This is a genomic window from Gordonia alkanivorans (assembly GCF_004011905.1).
Classification (GTDB): domain Bacteria; phylum Actinomycetota; class Actinomycetes; order Mycobacteriales; family Mycobacteriaceae; genus Gordonia; species Gordonia alkanivorans.
On sequence record NZ_CP027114.1, the window covers coordinates 3,774,660 to 3,792,826 of the forward strand.

The following is an 18,167-nucleotide window of genomic DNA, read 5'->3' on the forward strand; positions in this document are numbered from 1 at the left end:
TAGGTCAGAGACAACCCGACACACACCCGAAGGCATGCCGCGTGTTCTCTCAGAACCCCGATAGTGTGACGTGAACCCACCGGCCTCACAGCCAAGCGGTACCCCCAACATTCCGTCCTGTGACAGAACATCGAACAGGGCTGTCTGATGTTTCACCCTCGAACACACACCCACCGCACGGACATACGCCGGCAGAAATGGGTGATGTTGTGTGCTCCTTAGAAAGGAGGTGATCCAGCCGCACCTTCCGGTACGGCTACCTTGTTACGACTTCGTCCCAATCGCCGATCCCACCTTCGACAGCTCCCTCCCACAAGGGGTTAGGCCACCGGCTTCGGGTGTTACCGACTTTCATGACGTGACGGGCGGTGTGTACAAGGCCCGGGAACGTATTCACCGCAGCGTTGCTGATCTGCGATTACTAGCGACTCCGACTTCATGGGGTCGAGTTGCAGACCCCAATCCGAACTGAGACTGGCTTTAAGGGATTCGCTCCACCTCACGGTATCGCAGCCCTCTGTACCAGCCATTGTAGCATGTGTGAAGCCCTGGACATAAGGGGCATGATGACTTGACGTCATCCCCACCTTCCTCCGAGTTGACCCCGGCAGTCTCCTGCAAGTCCCCGGCATAACCCGCTGGCAATACAGGACAAGGGTTGCGCTCGTTGCGGGACTTAACCCAACATCTCACGACACGAGCTGACGACAGCCATGCACCACCTGTACACCAACCACAAGGGAACATGTATCTCTACATGCGTCTGGTGTATGTCAAACCCAGGTAAGGTTCTTCGCGTTGCATCGAATTAATCCACATGCTCCGCCGCTTGTGCGGGCCCCCGTCAATTCCTTTGAGTTTTAGCCTTGCGGCCGTACTCCCCAGGCGGGGTACTTAATGCGTTAGCTACGGCACGGAACTCGTGAAATGAGCCCCACACCTAGTACCCACCGTTTACGGCGTGGACTACCAGGGTATCTAATCCTGTTCGCTACCCACGCTTTCGCTCCTCAGCGTCAGTTACTACCCAGAGACCCGCCTTCGCCACCGGTGTTCCTCCTGATATCTGCGCATTTCACCGCTACACCAGGAATTCCAGTCTCCCCTGTAGTACTCAAGTCTGCCCGTATCGCCTGCACGCCTACAATTGAGTTGCAGAATTTCACAGACGACGCGACAAACCGCCTACGAGCTCTTTACGCCCAGTAATTCCGGACAACGCTCGCACCCTACGTATTACCGCGGCTGCTGGCACGTAGTTGGCCGGTGCTTCTTCTCCAGGTACCGTCACTTGCGCTTCGTCCCTGGTGAAAGAGGTTTACAACCCGAAGGCCGTCATCCCTCACGCGGCGTCGCTGCATCAGGCTTGCGCCCATTGTGCAATATTCCCCACTGCTGCCTCCCGTAGGAGTCTGGGCCGTGTCTCAGTCCCAGTGTGGCCGATCACCCTCTCAGGTCGGCTACCCGTCGTCGCCTTGGTAGGCCATTACCCCACCAACAAGCTGATAGGCCGCGGGCCCATCCTGAACCGCAAAAGCTTTCCACCCCAGAGCATGCACTCCAAGGTCATATCCGGTATTAGACCCAGTTTCCCAGGCTTATCCCAAAGTTCAGGGCAGATCACCCACGTGTTACTCACCCGTTCGCCACTCGAGTACCCAGCAAGCTGGGCCTTTCCGTTCGACTTGCATGTGTTAAGCACGCCGCCAGCGTTCGTCCTGAGCCAGGATCAAACTCTCCATGAAAAAATAGCGAAACAAAACCAACACCCAAAGGCGCCAGCGTTTCAACACAATCAGGAAAGCAAAACCTGACCAATCCAAAACTAGCAAAACATGTGACACCCAGACAAAGCCGAGCGCCACACAAAAAACAAACATCAACATCCATAAAGAATGCACGATGCCAACAATGGCATCAGACAATTCATCATCACACTATCGAGTTCTCAAAGAACACACACCCACCAGACGTCCTCGTGATGAGTCCGGCTCCGATGAGCTTTCCCAGAGCACGAGATGTACTCGTGATCTTGTTCTTGGGAGTGGCCCCGCACAGGCGGCCCGCGATTGGCTCGGGCACTTCAGGCTCCCCGGTGCTTGCGGCTCCGGGGCAGTTGCTCTCTGCGGTGCGTCGATTAAGTTACACAGCCGCGAACAACGCGTCAAATCCCCTGGTCAGAGGCTCAGCTTTGCTCCGGCAAAACTCTTCTTGCCTCGTCGCACGACCAACCAGCGACCATGAAGCAGGTCGGAGGCGGCCGGCTGCCACTCCGGATCTGTGATCTTGGTGTTGTTCACGTAGGCGCCGCCTTCGGACACCGCACGACGTGCGGCCTTGTTGCTCTCGGACAGTTTGGTGTCGACGAGCAACTGGATGATGGTGGGTCGCTTCTCCGAGTACTCGGCGATGACGGTCTCCCCCACGGCTGCTGCCAGCGTGGCCTCGTCGAGTTCGTCGAGCTCAGCACGTCCGAACAGTGCGTGGCTGGCGAGCTCGACGGCGCGAGTGTTCTCTTCCCCGTGGATCAGCGTGGTCATCTCGGCGGCCAGCTTCTTCTGCGCGAGGCGCAGGTGCGGCTTCTCCTCCGTCGCCTGCTCGAGGTCGGCGATCTCCTCACGACCGAGGAAGGTGAACCACCGCAGGTAGCGGATCACGTCTGCGTCGGCGGTGTTCACGAAGTACTGGTACCAGGCATACGGGCTGGTGAGTTCAGGATCGAGCCAAAGGCTCCCGCCGCCGGTGGACTTGCCGAACTTCTTGCCGTCCGACGAGGTCACGAGCGGCACGGTCAGCGCATGCAGCGACAATCCGTCGAGACGGCGTCCCAGGTCGACACCGCCGATGATGTTTCCCCACTGATCAGAGCCACCGATCTGCAGCAGGCAGCCGTACCGGCGGTTGAGCTCGACGAAGTCGTTGGACTGCAGGAGCAGGTAGCTGAACTCGGCGTAACTGATCCCGTCACCCTCCAGGCGCCGCTTCACGGTGTCCCGGGCCAGCATGACGTTCACCGAGAAGTGCTTGCCGAGGTCGCGGAGGAACTCGATGGCGGTGAGCTGTCCGGTCCAGTCGAGATTGTTGACGACGAGTGCACCGGTCGGCGATTCGTCGATGTCGACGAAGCGGCGCAGCTGCGCGTCGATCCGGCCGGCCCATTCGGCGACCGTGTCGGGAGCGTTCATGGTGCGCTCCCCCACCTCACGCGGATCACCGATGAGGCCGGTGGCGCCACCTGCGAGAACGATCGGTCGGTGACCGGCGAGCTGGAATCGCTTGAGGGTCAGCAGCGGCACGAGGTGGCCGGCATGGAGGCTCGCCGCCGTCGGGTCGAAGCCCGCGTACAGCGTGATGGGCCCGTCCGCCAAAGCCTCGCGCAGTGCGTCGAGGTCGGTGGACTGCGCGATCAGACCTCGCCAGCCGAGTTCGTCCAGGATGTCGACGGGAGCGTTCCCGGTCCGGACGGTTCCCTCGGTCGTGTTGGCGGTTCCCTCAGTCTCAGCACTCACCCCTCGATCTTGTCATCCATCGAGATCGGCGCTCGGACGAGGTGACACGTATGGGCGTCGAGACCGGTGCGTCGGGCTACTGCCCGGAGACCAGCCGTTCGTGCTCGGCGTCGTCGACCTTGCGTGCCTCGTCGATGAGCATGACGGGGATTCCGTCGGCATCGATCCGGTACGCGACGTGCAGCCGCGGGTTGTAGAGCTCGTCGCCGGCGTTGATCAGCGGGCCGTGGTCCTGCGGGCAGGCCAGCCGTTCGCGCACGATCGGGTCGATGGCCTCAGCGCGTGTCGTCACGCGGCTCAGCCTAGGGCATCGTCGACCGACGACCCGCCCCAGTCCAGCTTCTCGGCGATCGTCTTGGTGTACCGCCGGTAGCGCCCCTCCTCGTCGCGGTACCAGATCCGCGCTCCCGGCTTGGGCAGCCCTTCGGCCGCGAAGACGGTGCTCAACGGACGGTACGACGCGGAGTGCGGGATCTCGTCGACCACGCGGATGAGGTGCGGTCGGATCTCAGCAGGGAACTCCCCGAGTGCGATGCGCAGCTGGGTGACGGTGAGAGACTCGGGCTTGGCATCCGGGCGCAGGGTCAGTGTGGCAACGAGCACCTGGTGTCCGGGCTCCCCCACTCCGTAGGCGACGACCCGGTCGACGCCCTGCATCCGCGACAGCGCGTGGGTGATCGGCGGGATGAACGCGGGTCCGGCCTCGGTTCGGACCACCCGGTCGGTGGCGCCGAGGAAGTACAGGTCGCCGTCGGCATCGCGGACGAACAGGTGCCCCGAGACCTCCCACCGGTCGCGGCTGGTGAAGACGTCACGCAGCACCGTGCCGTTGGTGTCGAACTTGTGCCGGGCCTTGGCCAGCAGCAACCCGGGCTCGCCCACCTCGGCACGCCGGACGAATCCGGACTCGTCGATCAGAAGACGATCGTTTGCGATGTCGTAGGCCGCGACCTCGACCGGGTTGGTCTCCGGGAGCGGCCGCCCGACGGAGGACAATTTGTCGCCGGAGACGTTGGCCAGGATCGCCGAGCCATCGGCGGTCGCGAAGAACTCGAGGATCCGGGCGCGGGGGAAGCTGCTGCATACGTCTTCCCATAGACCCGCCGACATCCCGGAACCCATGAACAGCCGGATCGGGTTGTGCTGGTTGATCCGGAAGCGGGGATCGCGTACTACGTCGCCCAGCATCGACCAGGTGTAGGACACCACGGTGACGCCGTAGCGCTGCACCTCGGTCGCGAAGGTCTCCGGGTCGATGCCGTTGGACAACGCGATACGGGACCGGCCGACCACCGTCGCGCCGAGGGTCGTCAGCAGGCCGGAGGCATGGTGCAGGGGCGGCAGGCAGTACACGGTGTCGCGGTCGGAGAGCGCCGCCGCCGAGGCTGCACCGAACGCCGACATCGCGAATCGGTGGTTGGTCACCGGCCACGGCACGAGCTTCCCCCGGGCACGGCTGAACAGGATGAACGCGAGATCTCCCGCGAGACCGGGATCGGGCCGGTACCACGTGGGCAGGTCGACGGCGTTGGGGTCGATCTGCTCCATGTCGATGATCGTCGCGCCGTCGACACCGTCGATGGCGCGGGAGTCGCCACTGCCACCGCCGAGCACCAGCACCCGGTCCGACGCCGCGCCGGCGAGGTCCAGGTTGGTGGGGTCGGTGACGATGACCGAACTGTCGGCGAGACGCATCATCTCCCGCACGTCGGCGTCTGCGGCCAGCAGCACCGAGACGGCGCCGAGCCGGGCCAGGGCCGCGACCACGACCAGGGCGCTCGGGCGGGTGTCCATCAGGACGCCGATGTGCTGCCCCGGCCGCACGCCACAGTCGATGAGGCCGGCGACGACGTTGTTGATGCGGGTGTCGACCTGGGCGTGGGTGAGTACACGGTTCTCGAAGAGGAAGAGCTCGCTGTCACCGTGCTTCTTGGTGTTCTCGGCCATCAGCTTCGACAGCGAGATCCGGGTGCCGCTCTGGATCTGGCCCAGGCGCAGCAGGCGGGGCACCGTGCGCACCGACTCCGACGCGACGGCCCGCGACGTGCGCTGCAGCGAGTTGACCAGTGTGAGCAGTTCCCGGGAGGCCGCGGTGCCGGCGTCGGCGACCGACCCCACGCCGTGGGTGATGCGCGACGACAGGCTGACGCCACCGCCGTGCCCCGGCTCGACCAGCGACATCTCGTTGATGAGCTCCGGACGGGTCCCGTTGTCCGACAACCAGTTCACCCAGTCGGCCGTGGTGGGCCAGGTGTGCTGACCCGCCGTGGAACCGACCACCAGACCGAAGTGTCCGACCGGCAGGGTGGATTCGTAGACCTCGGCATCGGGTGCGGCGCGCACGATCCCGCGCACCGCGGCGGGCTGACCGATGTCGTCGGCCTCACCGACGAACGCCAGTACCGGGCAGGTGATCTCGGTGAGCGACACGAGGTCGCCGTTGATGACGAAGCCACCGGAGACCATGCGGTTGTGGGCGACGAACTGGCGCAGCAGTTCGGCGATCGCCGGGCCGGACCAGGCGACCCAGCCATCGGCCTCGAGGAACCGCCGCTGATCCTCACGCGGGAGCAGCGCCTCGCGGTCGTGGAGACGGCGGAGGAAGTCGATCCGGCTGCGCACGGTCTTGACCGGGTCGAGTAGCTGAAAGCCGGTGCGCGCCATCCAGTCCCGGATCCAGAGGTTCCGCACGAAGGACCGCTCGGCGAGGAACTCGGCGGCCGGCGCCACCAGACTAGCGGGTAATCCGAGGGGCAGCGCCGCCAGGACGTCCACCGGGCTGCCGAAGGTGATGACGCTCGCGATTCCCTTCGACCGCCGGTAGGCCGCGGTCTGGTAGGCGAACATGCCGCCTTGGGAGTACCCGGCGAGGTGGATGTCGCGGCCGGTCGCCTCGACGATCAGGTCGATCGCGTGGCTGATGGCCACCACGTGGTCGGCGAGGTTGCGCTCCATCCCGCCCTCTTCGGTGTCCGGGGACCCGAAGTCGATCACCCAGGGGGTGATGCCGTTGCGATGGAGGATGGACACCGCACCGTTGTGCTCGGTCACGTCATAGACGTTGGCGGACACCATCATCGGCGGCACGAGCACGATGTTCGGGCCGCTGGACGGCTCGTTCGGGAAGTACCGGCGCAGCCGGAACATCTTGTGGGTCTCGACGATCGCGAAGGGGGCCGGTTCGGTCCCGGTCTCGAGACCGCCGAAGCGGAGCACCTCGAGTCCGTTCTGAGCGGTCGCCACCACCCGGCTGACCACACCGCCCAGATCCGGGAGCCCGTCCAAACCCACCATCGCGTCGATTCCTCCCCGTTGTCAGCGAAACGTCCACCACCGACACGTCGGTGACACATGTCACTCTACCCACTCGGAAGTGGTTCTAGCCTCGTCCTCCGGGACCGGCGCCCCAGCGTGTCCGCAGGTCGGCCGACTGCGCCGACACCACGTCTATCTGACGTCGTACCTGATCGGGCGCGGTACCGCCATGCGCGTTGCGCGACTCGACCGAACCGCGCACCGTCAGCACCTCGCGGACCGCGGGGGTGAGCGAGGGGTTGATGCCGGTCAGCGTCTCGTCGTCGAGCTCATCGAGGCCGATGCCCCGCGACTCGGCCTCGCGGACACATGCTCCGGCGACCTCGTGGGCGACGCGGAAGGGCACACCCTGCCGGACCATCCACTCGGCGATGTCGGTGGCGAGGGTGAAGCCGGCCGGGGCCAGCTCCTCCATGCGGTCGGTGTGGAACTCGAGCGTCGCGACCAGTCCGGTGACGGCCGGCAGCAGCATCTCGAGCTGCGCGACCGCGTCGAAGACCGGTTCCTTGTCCTCCTGGAGGTCGCGGTTGTACGCCAGCGGCTGCGCCTTGAGCGTCGCGAGGAGACCCGTCAGGTCGCCGATCAGGCGGCCGGCCTTGCCGCGCATCAGCTCCGCGACGTCCGGGTTCTTCTTCTGCGGCATGATCGAGCTGCCCGTCGACCAGGCGTCGGCCAGCGTCACGTACCCGAATTCCGGTGTGCTCCAAATGATCACCTCTTCGGACAACCGGGAGAGGTCGACCGCGATCATCGCGAACACGAACGCCGCCTCGGCCGCGAAGTCGCGGGACGAGGTGGCATCGATGGAGTTCTCGGCCGGGGCGTCGAACCCGAGGTCGGCCGCGATGGCGGCCGGATCGAGACCCAGCGACGAACCGGCCAGGGCGCCGGAGCCGTACGGCGAGACCGCGGTTCGGCGGTCGGCGTCGGCGAGCCGGTCGATGTCGCGGAGCAACGGCTGCGCATGGGCGAGCAGGTGGTGGCCGAGCAGCACCGGCTGGGCCGCCTGTAGGTGCGTCTTACCGGGCATGATCGCGTCGGGATGCGCAGCCGCCTGGGCGGTCAGCGCGTCGACGACGTCGAGCAGTCCGAGGGCGACGCGGCGCATGGCGGCGCGCAGCCACATCCGGAACAGCGTGGCGACCTGGTCGTTGCGCGACCGGCCGGCTCGGAGTCGCCCGCCGAGCTCGGGGCCGACCCGTTCGATGAGGCCGCGCTCGAGCGCACCGTGGACGTCCTCGTCGGACTCCGCGGGACCGAAGGTCCCGTCGGCCACGTCGGCCGCCAGACGGTCGAGGCCGTCCAGCATGCCGGTCAGGTCGTCATCGGTGAGCAGCCCCGCCTTGTTGAGCACTCGGGCGTGGGCCTTGGATGCCTGGATGTCGAAAGGTGCCAGGGCCCAGTCGAAATGGGTCGACTTGCTCAGGGCAGCCATCGCCGCGGCCGGACCGCCGGCGAAACGGCCGCCCCAGAGCGAACCCTCGTTGGTCGTCCCGCCGGTCTGCTCGCCACTCACAGATTCAGGTCCCGCTTGGCCGAGATCTTGGAGGACAGGCCGTGCAGCTCGACGAAGCCACGGGCTGCCGACTGGTCGAAGCTGTCGCCCTCGTCGTAGGTCGCGAGATTGAAGTCGTAGAGCGACTCGGAGCTACGACGTCCGGTGGCGGCGATGTTGCCGCCGTGCAGGACCAGGCGGATCTCGCCGGAGACGTGCTGCTGGGTCGAGTCCACGAAGGCGTCGAGCGAACGCTTCAGCGGCGAGAACCAGAGACCGTCGTAGACCAGCTCGGCCCACTTGCGGTCGGTGCCGCGCTTGTAGCGGCCGAGCTCGCGCTCGATGGTGACGTGCTCGAGTTCCTCGTGGGCGCGGATCAGCACCATGGCGCCCGGGGCCTCGTAGACCTCGCGGCTCTTGATGCCGACGAGACGGTCCTCGACGACGTCGAGGCGTCCGACACCCTGCGCACCGGCGCGGCGGTTCAGCTCCTCGATGGCCTGCAGCACGGAGACCGGCCGGCCGTCGATGCTGACGGGGCGACCCTTGTCGAAGCCGATGATGACCTCGTCGGGGGTGTTCCAGTTGACGGTCGGGTCCTCGGTGTAGCTGTAGACGTCCTTCGTCGGTGCATTCCACAGGTCCTCGAGGAAGCCGGTCTCGACGGCACGACCCCACACGTTCTGGTCGATGGAGAACGGCGACTTCTTGGTCACGTTGATCGGGATGTTGTTCTCTTCGGCGAAGGCGATCGCCTTCTCGCGGGTCCACGCGTAGTCGCGAACCGGTGCGATGACCTCCAGATCGGGTGCGAGGGTGGCGAAGCCGACCTCGAAGCGGACCTGGTCGTTGCCCTTGCCGGTGCAGCCGTGGGCGACGACGGTGCCGCCGTGGTCGCGGGCGGCGGTCACGAGGTGCTTGGCGATCAGCGGACGCGACAGCGCCGAGACCAGCGGGTAGCGGTCCATGTAGAGGGCGTTCGAGGTGATCGCCGGGAGGCAGTACTCGTCGGCGAATTCGTCACGGGCGTCGACGACGACGGCTTCGACCGCGCCGCAGTCGAGGGCGCGCTGGCGGATGACGTCCATGTCCTCGCCGCCCTGCCCGAGGTCGAGAGCCACGGCGACGACCTCCTTGCCGGTCTCCTTCTGGATCCAGCTGATCGCGACCGAGGTGTCCAGGCCGCCCGAGTATGCGAGTACGACACGTTCTGCCATGAGGTGAAGCTCCTGTTCTAAGCGATGACCCGAGTCCATCATCGGCCCCGGGGTTCCGACCACACCGTCCGGGTCTCGGTTGGCGGTGTGTTCGGTTGCGGTACTTGTGCTGTCCGGCCGTCGGCGGGCGCGGCCGGTGGTTCTGCAGCGGAACGGGGCTACACGAGGCCCTCGATCCGTTTGGCGAGTTCGGCGCCGTCGAGCGGTTCGCGGGCGACGACGAAGATCGTGTCGTCACCGGCGATCGTGCCCACCACGTCGGGGAGCCGGGCGCGGTCGAGGGCGGCCGCCAGGTAGTGAGCGGCGCCCGGCGGCGTGCGCAGTACGGCGAGGTTGCCGCTGCTGTCGGTGGAGACCAGCAGTTCCGACACGAGGCGCGAGAGGCGATCGGTCCCGCCGGACACGCCGCGCACCGGCGATCCGTCCTCCGGCACCACGTACACACCCGCGCCGCCGTCGGCGGCCCGCAGCTTCACGGCCCCGAGCTCGTCGAGATCGCGCGACAGCGTGGCCTGGGTGGCATCGATCCCGTGCTGGGCCAGCAACCGCTGCAGCTCCGACTGGCTGCGCACCTGGTGGGTCGACAGGATGTCGATGATCCGCGCATGCCGGCCCGCTCGGGTCGCGGCGAGGCGGTTCTCCGCGGGTTCGGCTCCGGCGGTCACAACTCGTCCTGACTCTCTGGTGTCATCTCACTGGTGCTCCAGCAGCCAGATCAGCAGGGCCTTCTGCGCGTGCAGACGGTTCTCGGCCTCGTCGAAGACGACACTGCGCGGACCGTCGATGACCGATGCCGTGATCTCGTCGCCTCGATGCGCCGGCAGACAGTGCAGCACGATCGCATCGTCGGCGGCGTGGGCGAGCAACTCGTCGTTGATCTGGTACGGCCGGAAAGGTGCCGTGCGGTCCCTGCCGTCCTCCTCCTGACCCATCGACACCCAGGTGTCGGTGACCAGGACGTCGGCACCGGTGACGGCTTCGACGGGATCGGTCACGAGGTGTACCGATCCCCCGGTCTCCGCGGCACGACGCTCGGTGTCGGCGATGATCGCCGGATCTGGCTGGAAACCCTCGGGAGCACTGATCGTGACGTGCATCCCGGCGGTGACGCCGCCCAGGCCGAGCGAGTGGGCCATGTTGTTGGCGCCGTCGCCCAGATAGGTCATCTTCAGACCGCTGGGCGAACCCTTCTGCTCGATGATCGTCTGCAGGTCCGCGAGCACCTGGCACGGGTGGAACTCGTCCGACAGCGCGTTGACGACCGGCACGGTTGCCGTCGACGACAACGCCTCGAGGCGGTCCTGCCCGAAGGTGCGCCACACGACGGCGTCGACGAAGCGCGACAGCACGCGTCCGGTGTCCTCGAGGGTCTCCTCGCGGCCGAGCTGGGTGGTGCGACCGTCGACGACCACCGCGTGACCGCCGAGCTGGGCGATGCCCACCTCGAACGAGAAGCGCGTACGAGTCGAGTTCTTGTCGAAGATCACCCCGACCCCGCGGGGTCCCTCGAGCGGGCGGAAGGCGAACGGCTGGGCCTTCACCAGGGCGGCGAGGGCGAGCACCTCGGCCTGCTCGTCGGGGGTGAGGTCGTCGTCGCGTAGGAAGTGACGCGTCATGCCCTGTTTTCCTTGTTCACGAGGTCTCCCTTGTCGTTCTGGGCAGCGGTGTCGAGGATCGCCGGCAGCGCGCCGACGAAGGACTGTGCCTGTTCCTCGGTGATGATCAGCGGCGGTGCGAGCCGCAGCACGTCGGGTGCCGGTGCGTTGATGAGGAATCCGGCGTCGCGCGCCGCGGCCTCGGCGCGTCCGGACAGCGCCTCGGTCAGTTCGATACCGAGGAGCAGACCGGCGCCTCGCACGCCGGCGATCAGCGGGTGGTGGAGGTCCTCGATGCTGGTGGCGATCGTCTTCCCCACGGCGGCAACGTGATCGGTGAGGCCTTCGGACTCGATGACCCCGAGCACGGCGAGCGCGGCCGCCGCGGCGACGGGATTGCCACCGAAGGTCGTGCCGTGCTGGCCGGGTTCGAACAGCTCGGCGGCCGGGCCGGTGGCGATGCACGCACCGATCGGCAGTCCGCCGCCGAGGCCCTTGGCCAGTGTCATCACGTCGGGCACCACACCCACCTGTTGGTGGGCGAAGAAGGTCCCGGTCCGTGCGACGCCGGTCTGCACCTCGTCGAGGATCAGCAGCGCGCCGCGCTCGCTGGTGATGCGGCGGGCGGCGGCCAGATAGTCGGCGGGCGGGACGATCACGCCGGCCTCACCGAGGATCGGTTCGAGGATGACAGCGGCGGTCTGGTCGGTGACCGCGGCGTCGAGTGCCTCGGTGTCGCCGTAGGGCACGAACCGCACGCCCGGGGGCATCGGCTCGAACGGCGCACGCTTCGACGGCTGCCCGGTCATGGCGAGCGCACCCATGGTGCGGCCGTGGAAGGCCTTCTCGGCGGCCACGATCTCCGGCCGGCCGGTCCGGCGCGCGAGCTTGAAGGCGGCCTCGTTGGCCTCGGTGCCGGAGTTGCAGAAGAACGCGCGACCCGGGTGGCCGAAGCGGTCGAGCAGCTTCTCCGCGAGTTCGACGACGGGCGGCGAGATGTACAGGTTCGACACGTGCCCGAGCGTCTGCAACTGGGTGGTGACGGCCTCGACGATCGCGGGATGCGCGTGGCCGAGGGAGTTCACCGCGATCCCACCGAGCAGGTCGAGGTATCGCTTGCCGTCGGCATCGGTGACGTACGGCCCCGAACCGCCGACCAGGGCGATCGGCGGGGTGCCGTAGTTCTTCATCAGGGACTGGCCCCAACGCTGTTGCAGCGGTGCGGTCACTGGTCCTCCTCACGCGGGTCGACGACGGTGGTGCCGGTGGAGCTCTCGGTCAGCAATTGGGCCAGCACGGAATGGGCGACGCGGCCGTCGATCACATGGGCGCGTTCGACTCCCCCGGTCACCGCACGCAGGCAGGCCTCCATCTTCGGGACCATGCCGGAATCCAGCGAGGGCAGCAGTTCGGCCAGGGAATCGGTGTCGATCCGGGACACCAGCGACCCGCGGTCGGGCCAATCGGTGTACAGCCCTTCGACATCGGTGAGCATGACCAGCCGCGATGCGCCGAGCGCCTCGGCGAGCGCACCGGCCGCGGTGTCGGCGTTGATGTTGTGGACGACGCCGTCGCGGTCGGGGGCGATGGTCGAGACCACCGGGATGCGCCCTGCCGCAACGAGATCGAGCACCGCGGAGGTGTTCACCGAGGAGATGTCGCCGACGAGTCCGATGTCGGTGGCGACGCCGTCGACGAGAACCGTCCGCCGCGTTGCGGTGAACAGATGGGCGTCCTCACCGGTGATGCCGACGGCGTAAGGGCCGTGGGCGTTGATGAGACCGACCAGTTCACGACCGACCTGACCGAAGAGAACCATCCGGGCGACGTCCATCACCTCGGGTGTGGTGACCCGGAATCCTCCCTTGAATTCTCCTTGCAGGCCGAGCTTTTTCAGCATCGCCGAGATCTGCGGTCCGCCACCGTGCACGACGACCGGGTGCATCCCGCAGGCCCGGAGGAACACCATGTCCGCGGCGAACGCCTTCTTCAGCTCGTCGTCGACCATGGCGTTGCCGCCGTACTTGACGACGATCGTGGCGCCGGCGAGTTCCTGCAGCGCGGGAAGCGCTTCGGCGAGGACCTTCGCCTTCACGAGGCCGGCGGCCGGATCGATCTGGTGGGCACCGGAATCCGGTGTCGTGTCGCTCATGACGAGTACGCCGAGTTCTCTTCGACGTACGCGTGCGAGAGGTCCGTGGTCCGGACCGACGCCGAGGCGTCGCCGAGCTTCAGGTCGACGAGGACGTCGATGTCGGCACCGGAGAGGTCGACGTCGCGCGCTCCTTCGACGCCACAACCGTTCTCGCACACGGGGAATCCGTTGAACGACACGGCGATCACGTCCGGATCGATCCGGACCGGTGACGCGCCGACCGTGGCCAGCACCCGGCCCCAGTTGGGGTCGGAGCCGAACAGAGCGGTCTTGACCAGCGAGTCGCGGGCCACGAACCGGGCGACGACCAGGGCATCGTCCTCGGTCGGTGCGCCCGTGACGGTGATGGTGACCCGCTTGGTGACACCCTCCGCGTCGGCCTGCATCTGGGCGGCCAGGTCGTCGCAGACCGCGAAGACGGCCTCGTCGAGATCGGCCTGGTCGACCGGGATCTGGCTGGCACCCGAACTCAGCAGGAGCACGGTGTCGTTGGTGGACATGGAGCCGTCGATGTCGAGCCGGTCGAAGGTCCGCGCGGTCGCGCGACGCAGTGCGGTGTCGAGCTGTTCGGTGGTGGCCGCGGCGTCGGTGGTGAGCACCACGAGCATCGTCGCGAGCGAGGGCGCCATCATCCCCGCGCCCTTGCCCATGCCGCCGACGTTCCACCCCTGGGGATGGTGCAGCGCAGCCTGTTTCGGCACGGTGTCGGTGGTCATGATGGCGTATGCGGCGTCTGTGCCGCCGGTGAGTCCGCCGCCCATCTCCTGGACGATCTCGGTGACGCCGGCGAGGACCTTGTCCATCGGGAGGCGATCGCCGATGAGCCCGGTCGAGCAGACCGCCACCTCGACGGCGCCGGTGCTGGTCCCCCAGTTGCTCAACGCCTCCGCGACGGCCTCGGCCGTCTTGTGGCTGTCCTGGAATCCGCCGGGCCCGGTGCACGCGTTGGCGCCGCCCGAGTTGAGGATCACCGCGCGCAGCTTGCCGGTGGTGAGAACCTGCTGGGACCACAGGACGGGTGCGGCCTTGACCTGGTTGCTGGTGAAGACGCCGGCGGCCGAGTAATCCGGGCCCTCGTTGAACACGAGGGCGAGGTCGGGGTTGCCGGACACCTTGATACCGGCCGCGATCCCCGCAGCACGGAAGCCCAGCGGCGCGGTGACGCCCTGTTCGCGGACGAGCCGCGGGGTGTCGCCGGGGGCGCCGCCCTCGATGCGGTCCGGACCCGGTTGTGGGGCCTGGATTCCGGTTCCCTCGACGCCTGTCATGGTGCAACTCCCACGGTGCTCAGTCCCTCGTTCTCTGTCCAGCCCAGCGCCAGGTTCATCGACTGGACCGCGGCGCCGCCGGTCCCCTTGGTCAGGTTGTCCACGGCGCCGACGACCACGAGGGTCTGGGCGCGCTCGTCGACGGTCACCCCGAGCTGGACGGCGTTGGAACCGATGACCGAACCGGTGGCCGGCAGGCGGCCGTCCGGCAGGACATGGATGAATTCCTCATCGGCGTAGGCCTTTTCGTAGACCGCGCGGACCTCGTCGCCGGTCGCGGTGGTCCGTGCGGTGCACGTCGCGAGGATGCCCCGGGCCATCGGCGCGAGGATCGGGGTGAACGAGACGGTGACGGGCTGCTGCGCCGCCTCCGACAGTGCCTGCGAGATCTCCGGGGTGTGCCGGTGGACGCCGCCGACACCGTAGGCCCGGGCGGACCCGATGACCTCGGAGGCGAGCAGATCGACCTTCGGCGAACGCCCGGCACCCGACGCGCCGCTGACCGCGACCACGGTCACGTGCGGCTCGGCAAGGCCGGCCGCGATCGCCGGGAGCAGCGAAAGGATCGACACCGTCGGGTAGCAGCCCGGGACGGCGATCCGGCTGGCGTCCTTGAGGACCTCACGATTGCCGGGGAGCTCGGGCAGGCCGTACGGCCAGGTGCCTGCATGATCCCCGCCGTAGTAGGAGGTCCAGTCACCGGCATCGCGCAGCCGGAAGTCGGCGCCGCAGTCGATGATCAGCGTGGTCGGCGGCAGGGCGTCGGCGATGACGGCCGATGCACCGTGCGGCAGCCCCAGGAAGACCACGTCGTGGCCGCTCAGGATCTCCGGAGTGGTCTCCTCGAGAACCCGATCTGCCAGCGGCAACAGGTGCGGGTGGTGGGATCCGAGCGTGGTGCCGGCGTTGCCGCCGGCAGTCAGCGCACCGATCTGGAGCTCGCCGGATCGCAGACGTGGATGCCCGCACAGGAGTCGGAGGATCTCACCGCCCGCGTAGCCGCTCGCGCCGGCCACCGCGACCTTCACCTTGCTGGTTGAGCTTGTCGAAGCCATGCAATCATTATGCAGCAGCCTGCAAATCAATTCATAGACGGGGTGGAGTGGGTCGGCGGTCCGGCCCTCGTGTCAGCGGAGGCGGGCGCCCACTCGTTCGGCGGCGGCGTCGACCGCGGCCAGCTTCGCGGCGTTGGCCTCGTCCTCCGTGAGCGTGCGATCACTCGCGCGGAAGCGCAGCGAGAACGTCAGCGACTTGTTGCCGTCGCCGACCTGCTCGCCGGTGAAGACGTCGAACAGGGCAATGTCCTCGAGCAGCTCACCCGCGCCGTCGCGCAGCGCCGACCGGACCTCGGCGGCCGGCACATCGGCCGCGACCACCACGTTGACGTCCTGCAGGACGGCCGGGAACACCGACACCGCCGGAGCGGGCAGCACCTCGCGGAGCGGCAAGGCATCGATGTCGATCTCGACCGCGCACGCACGCTTGGGGAGGTGGGCGCGTTCGAGGACCGCCGGATGGAGCTCGCCGGCGTAGCCGACCGTGCGTCCGTCGACGGTCAGGCGGGCACAGCGGCCCGGATGCCACGGCCGGTGATCGGCGGCGGAGAGTTCAAGCTCCACCCCCGCAGCACGCGCGATCGTGCGAGCCGCCTCGAAGGCGTCGAGGTAGTCGGCGGCGCGTCCCGGACCCCACGGCCCCGCAGGGTCGCGCAAGCCGCTCAGAACGACACCGACGTGCAGCGGCTGATGCGGCAACGAGGCGTCGAGCGCCGCGATCTCCTCATCGGTGGGACGCTGCGTCACGTCGAGCGCGGGGACGGGTGCGACGTGGTCCCCGGCGATGACGATCTGGCCGATGGTGAACAACGACAGGTCCCGCTGGCCACGAGCGATGTTGCGCGCCGCCATCTCGAGCAGACCCGGCAGCAGCGTCGTGTTGAGTTCGGGCCGATCCGACTCGAGCGGGTTGAGCACCTTGACGGTCCGGCGGCGCTCGTCGTCGGCGGGCAGATCCCAGAGGTCGAAGACCCCGGCCGGCATGAACGGGTACGGGAGGACCTCGACATACCCGTCGAGGGCGAGGGTGCGTCCGACGCTGCGCCGACGACGCTGCTCCGGCGTCAGGCCGGTGCCGCCGGGTGCGCGCGGCACGACGGCGGGGATGTCCTCGAGACCTTCGAGACGCACGACCTCTTCAACGAGGTCGGCGCGCTGCTTGAGGTCGGGACGCCACGACGGCGGGACGACGTCGAGGGGGTCGGTGCCGGTGACCACGCAGCCGACCTCGGTGAGACGTGCGGCGGTGGTGCCGGCCGGATAGCCGATGCCTGCGACGCGGTCGGGCTCGTCGGCGGCGATGGTGATCGCCGATGGGAGCGGGGTCGCGACACGCGCCTCGGACAGCGGTGAGGAGATGGTCCCGCCGGCGATCTCGACGATGAGCTGGGCGGCCCGATCGGAGGCGACCGCGGTGATCTCCGGGTCGACGATGCGCTCGAAGCGCTTGCTGGCCTCGGAGGTCAACTTGTGGCGTTTGCCGGTGCGGAACACACGGACGGGGTCGAAGGTCGCAGACTCGAGCAGCACGGTGGTCGTCGAGTCACCCACCTCGGTGGCGCGGCCGCCCATGACGCCGGCGAGGGCGATGGGACCGGTCTCGTCGGCGATGACGACGTCCTCCGGGTCGAGCACGCGGTCTACCTCGTCGAGGGTGCGCAGCTTCTCCCCCGGCTTCGCCGAGCGGACGGTGACGGTGCCGGTGATGCGGTCTGCGTCGAAGGCGTGCAGCGGCTGGCCGAGTTCGATCATCACGTAGTTGGTGACGTCGACGATCGCCGAGATCGGCCGGATACCCGCGACCAGAAGGCGCTTCTGCATCCACCACGGCGAGATCGCCTTCGGGTCGACGCCGGTGATAACGCGCGCGGTGTAGCGGGTGGCGCCGGAGCCGTCCTCGATGGCGACGGGCCACGGAGTGCCCTCTGCGATCACATCGGCTTCAACGACACCCGGGTCGACGAAGGGCACCTCGAAGCTGCTTGCCAGCTCACGGCCGAGACCGCGGATCGAGAAGGCGTAACCGCGGTCCGGGGTGACGTTGACGTCGATCGCGGCGTCGTCGAGTCCGAGGACCTCACGGGCGTCGGCGCCGGGCTCGGCGGTGCCGGGGGCCAGCACCAGGATGCCGCTGTGGTCGTTGCCGATGCCTAGCTCGGAGACCGAGCAGATCATGCCGTCCGAGATGCGGCCGTAGGTCTTGCGCGAGGCGATCTCGAACGGGCCGGGCAGCACGACGCCGGGCAGTGCGGCGACGATCAGGTCACCCTCGGCGAAGTTCCGGGCGCCGCAGACGATCCCGCGCGGCTCCGCCTCGCCCACCTCGACGGTGCAGAAGCGGATCGGCTTCTTGAACTCGGTGAGCTCCTCGATCGTCTCCACGCGACCGATCACCAGCGGACCGGTGATCTCCGGGAACTTCTCGATGTCCTCGATCTCGAAACCGACGCGGACGAACCCCGCGTCGATCTCCTCGGTGGTCGCCGACCACTTCGGATCGCCCGAGCGCAGGACCTCGGTGTACCAGGACTGTGGTGCACGCACTGTGTATCAACTAC

12 protein-coding genes and 1 rRNA gene are annotated in these 18,167 nt (G+C 67.5%); all 13 read right to left on the reverse strand.

Going from position 1 to position 18,167, the window contains the following annotated elements:
- Positions 1–222: 222 nt before the first annotated feature.
- The 13 genes from C5O27_RS17270 to pheT all read right to left on the reverse strand — a co-directional run bounded on the left by C5O27_RS17270 (position 223) and on the right by pheT (position 18,153).
- Positions 223–1,745: ribosomal RNA gene (locus tag C5O27_RS17270) — 16S ribosomal RNA — on the reverse strand.
- A gap of 432 nt (positions 1,746–2,177) precedes the next feature.
- On the reverse strand, positions 2,178–3,509 hold the full coding sequence (gene tyrS, locus C5O27_RS17275) for a tyrosine--tRNA ligase (RefSeq protein ID WP_127963240.1): 1,332 nt from the start codon (positions 3,507–3,509) through the stop codon (positions 2,178–2,180).
- A 76-nt stretch (positions 3,510–3,585) separates the two neighbouring features.
- On the reverse strand, positions 3,586–3,801 hold the full coding sequence (locus C5O27_RS17280; RefSeq protein ID WP_006360742.1) for a Trm112 family protein: 216 nt from the start codon (positions 3,799–3,801) through the stop codon (positions 3,586–3,588).
- Between the two features lie 5 nt (positions 3,802–3,806).
- Positions 3,807–6,803: an AMP-binding protein gene (locus C5O27_RS17285; protein WP_127963241.1), complete on the reverse strand. Its 2,997-nt coding sequence runs from the start codon at positions 6,801–6,803 to the stop codon at positions 3,807–3,809.
- An 85-nt stretch (positions 6,804–6,888) separates the two neighbouring features.
- Positions 6,889–8,340, reverse strand: a complete 1,452-nt coding sequence (gene argH / locus C5O27_RS17290; RefSeq protein WP_075864100.1) for an argininosuccinate lyase — start codon at positions 8,338–8,340, stop codon at positions 6,889–6,891.
- Positions 8,337–9,536, reverse strand: a complete 1,200-nt coding sequence (locus C5O27_RS17295) for an argininosuccinate synthase (RefSeq protein ID WP_127963242.1) — start codon at positions 9,534–9,536, stop codon at positions 8,337–8,339. The genes argH and C5O27_RS17295 overlap by 4 nt, the downstream gene beginning before the upstream one ends.
- Positions 9,537–9,694: 158 nt before the next feature.
- A complete protein-coding gene (locus C5O27_RS17300; RefSeq protein WP_127963243.1) occupies positions 9,695–10,201 on the reverse strand; it encodes an arginine repressor in 507 nt (168 codons plus the stop codon).
- Between the two features lie 27 nt (positions 10,202–10,228).
- A complete protein-coding gene (gene argF / locus C5O27_RS17305) occupies positions 10,229–11,152 on the reverse strand; it encodes an ornithine carbamoyltransferase (protein ID WP_006360747.1) in 924 nt (307 codons plus the stop codon).
- The gene (locus tag C5O27_RS17310) at positions 11,149–12,360 is read right to left on the reverse strand and encodes an acetylornithine transaminase (RefSeq protein ID WP_035752222.1); all 1,212 of its coding nucleotides are present in this window, start codon (positions 12,358–12,360) and stop codon (positions 11,149–11,151) included. The genes argF and C5O27_RS17310 overlap by 4 nt, the downstream gene beginning before the upstream one ends.
- Positions 12,357–13,283 carry an acetylglutamate kinase gene (argB, locus tag C5O27_RS17315; protein WP_006360749.1) on the reverse strand — a complete coding sequence of 309 codons (927 nt, stop codon included), beginning with the start codon at positions 13,281–13,283 and terminating at the stop codon, positions 12,357–12,359. The genes C5O27_RS17310 and argB overlap by 4 nt, the downstream gene beginning before the upstream one ends.
- Positions 13,280–14,554, reverse strand: coding sequence for a bifunctional glutamate N-acetyltransferase/amino-acid acetyltransferase ArgJ (gene argJ / locus C5O27_RS17320; protein ID WP_127963244.1), 1,275 nt, complete (start codon positions 14,552–14,554; stop codon positions 13,280–13,282). The genes argB and argJ overlap by 4 nt, the downstream gene beginning before the upstream one ends.
- Positions 14,551–15,609 carry an N-acetyl-gamma-glutamyl-phosphate reductase gene (argC, locus tag C5O27_RS17325; RefSeq protein WP_127963245.1) on the reverse strand — a complete coding sequence of 353 codons (1,059 nt, stop codon included), beginning with the start codon at positions 15,607–15,609 and terminating at the stop codon, positions 14,551–14,553. Before argC ends, argJ begins: the two co-directional genes overlap by 4 nt.
- 72 nt (positions 15,610–15,681) lie before the next feature.
- Positions 15,682–18,153, reverse strand: coding sequence for a phenylalanine--tRNA ligase subunit beta (pheT, locus tag C5O27_RS17330; RefSeq protein WP_127963246.1), 2,472 nt, complete (start codon positions 18,151–18,153; stop codon positions 15,682–15,684).
- Positions 18,154–18,167 lie beyond the last annotated feature (14 nt).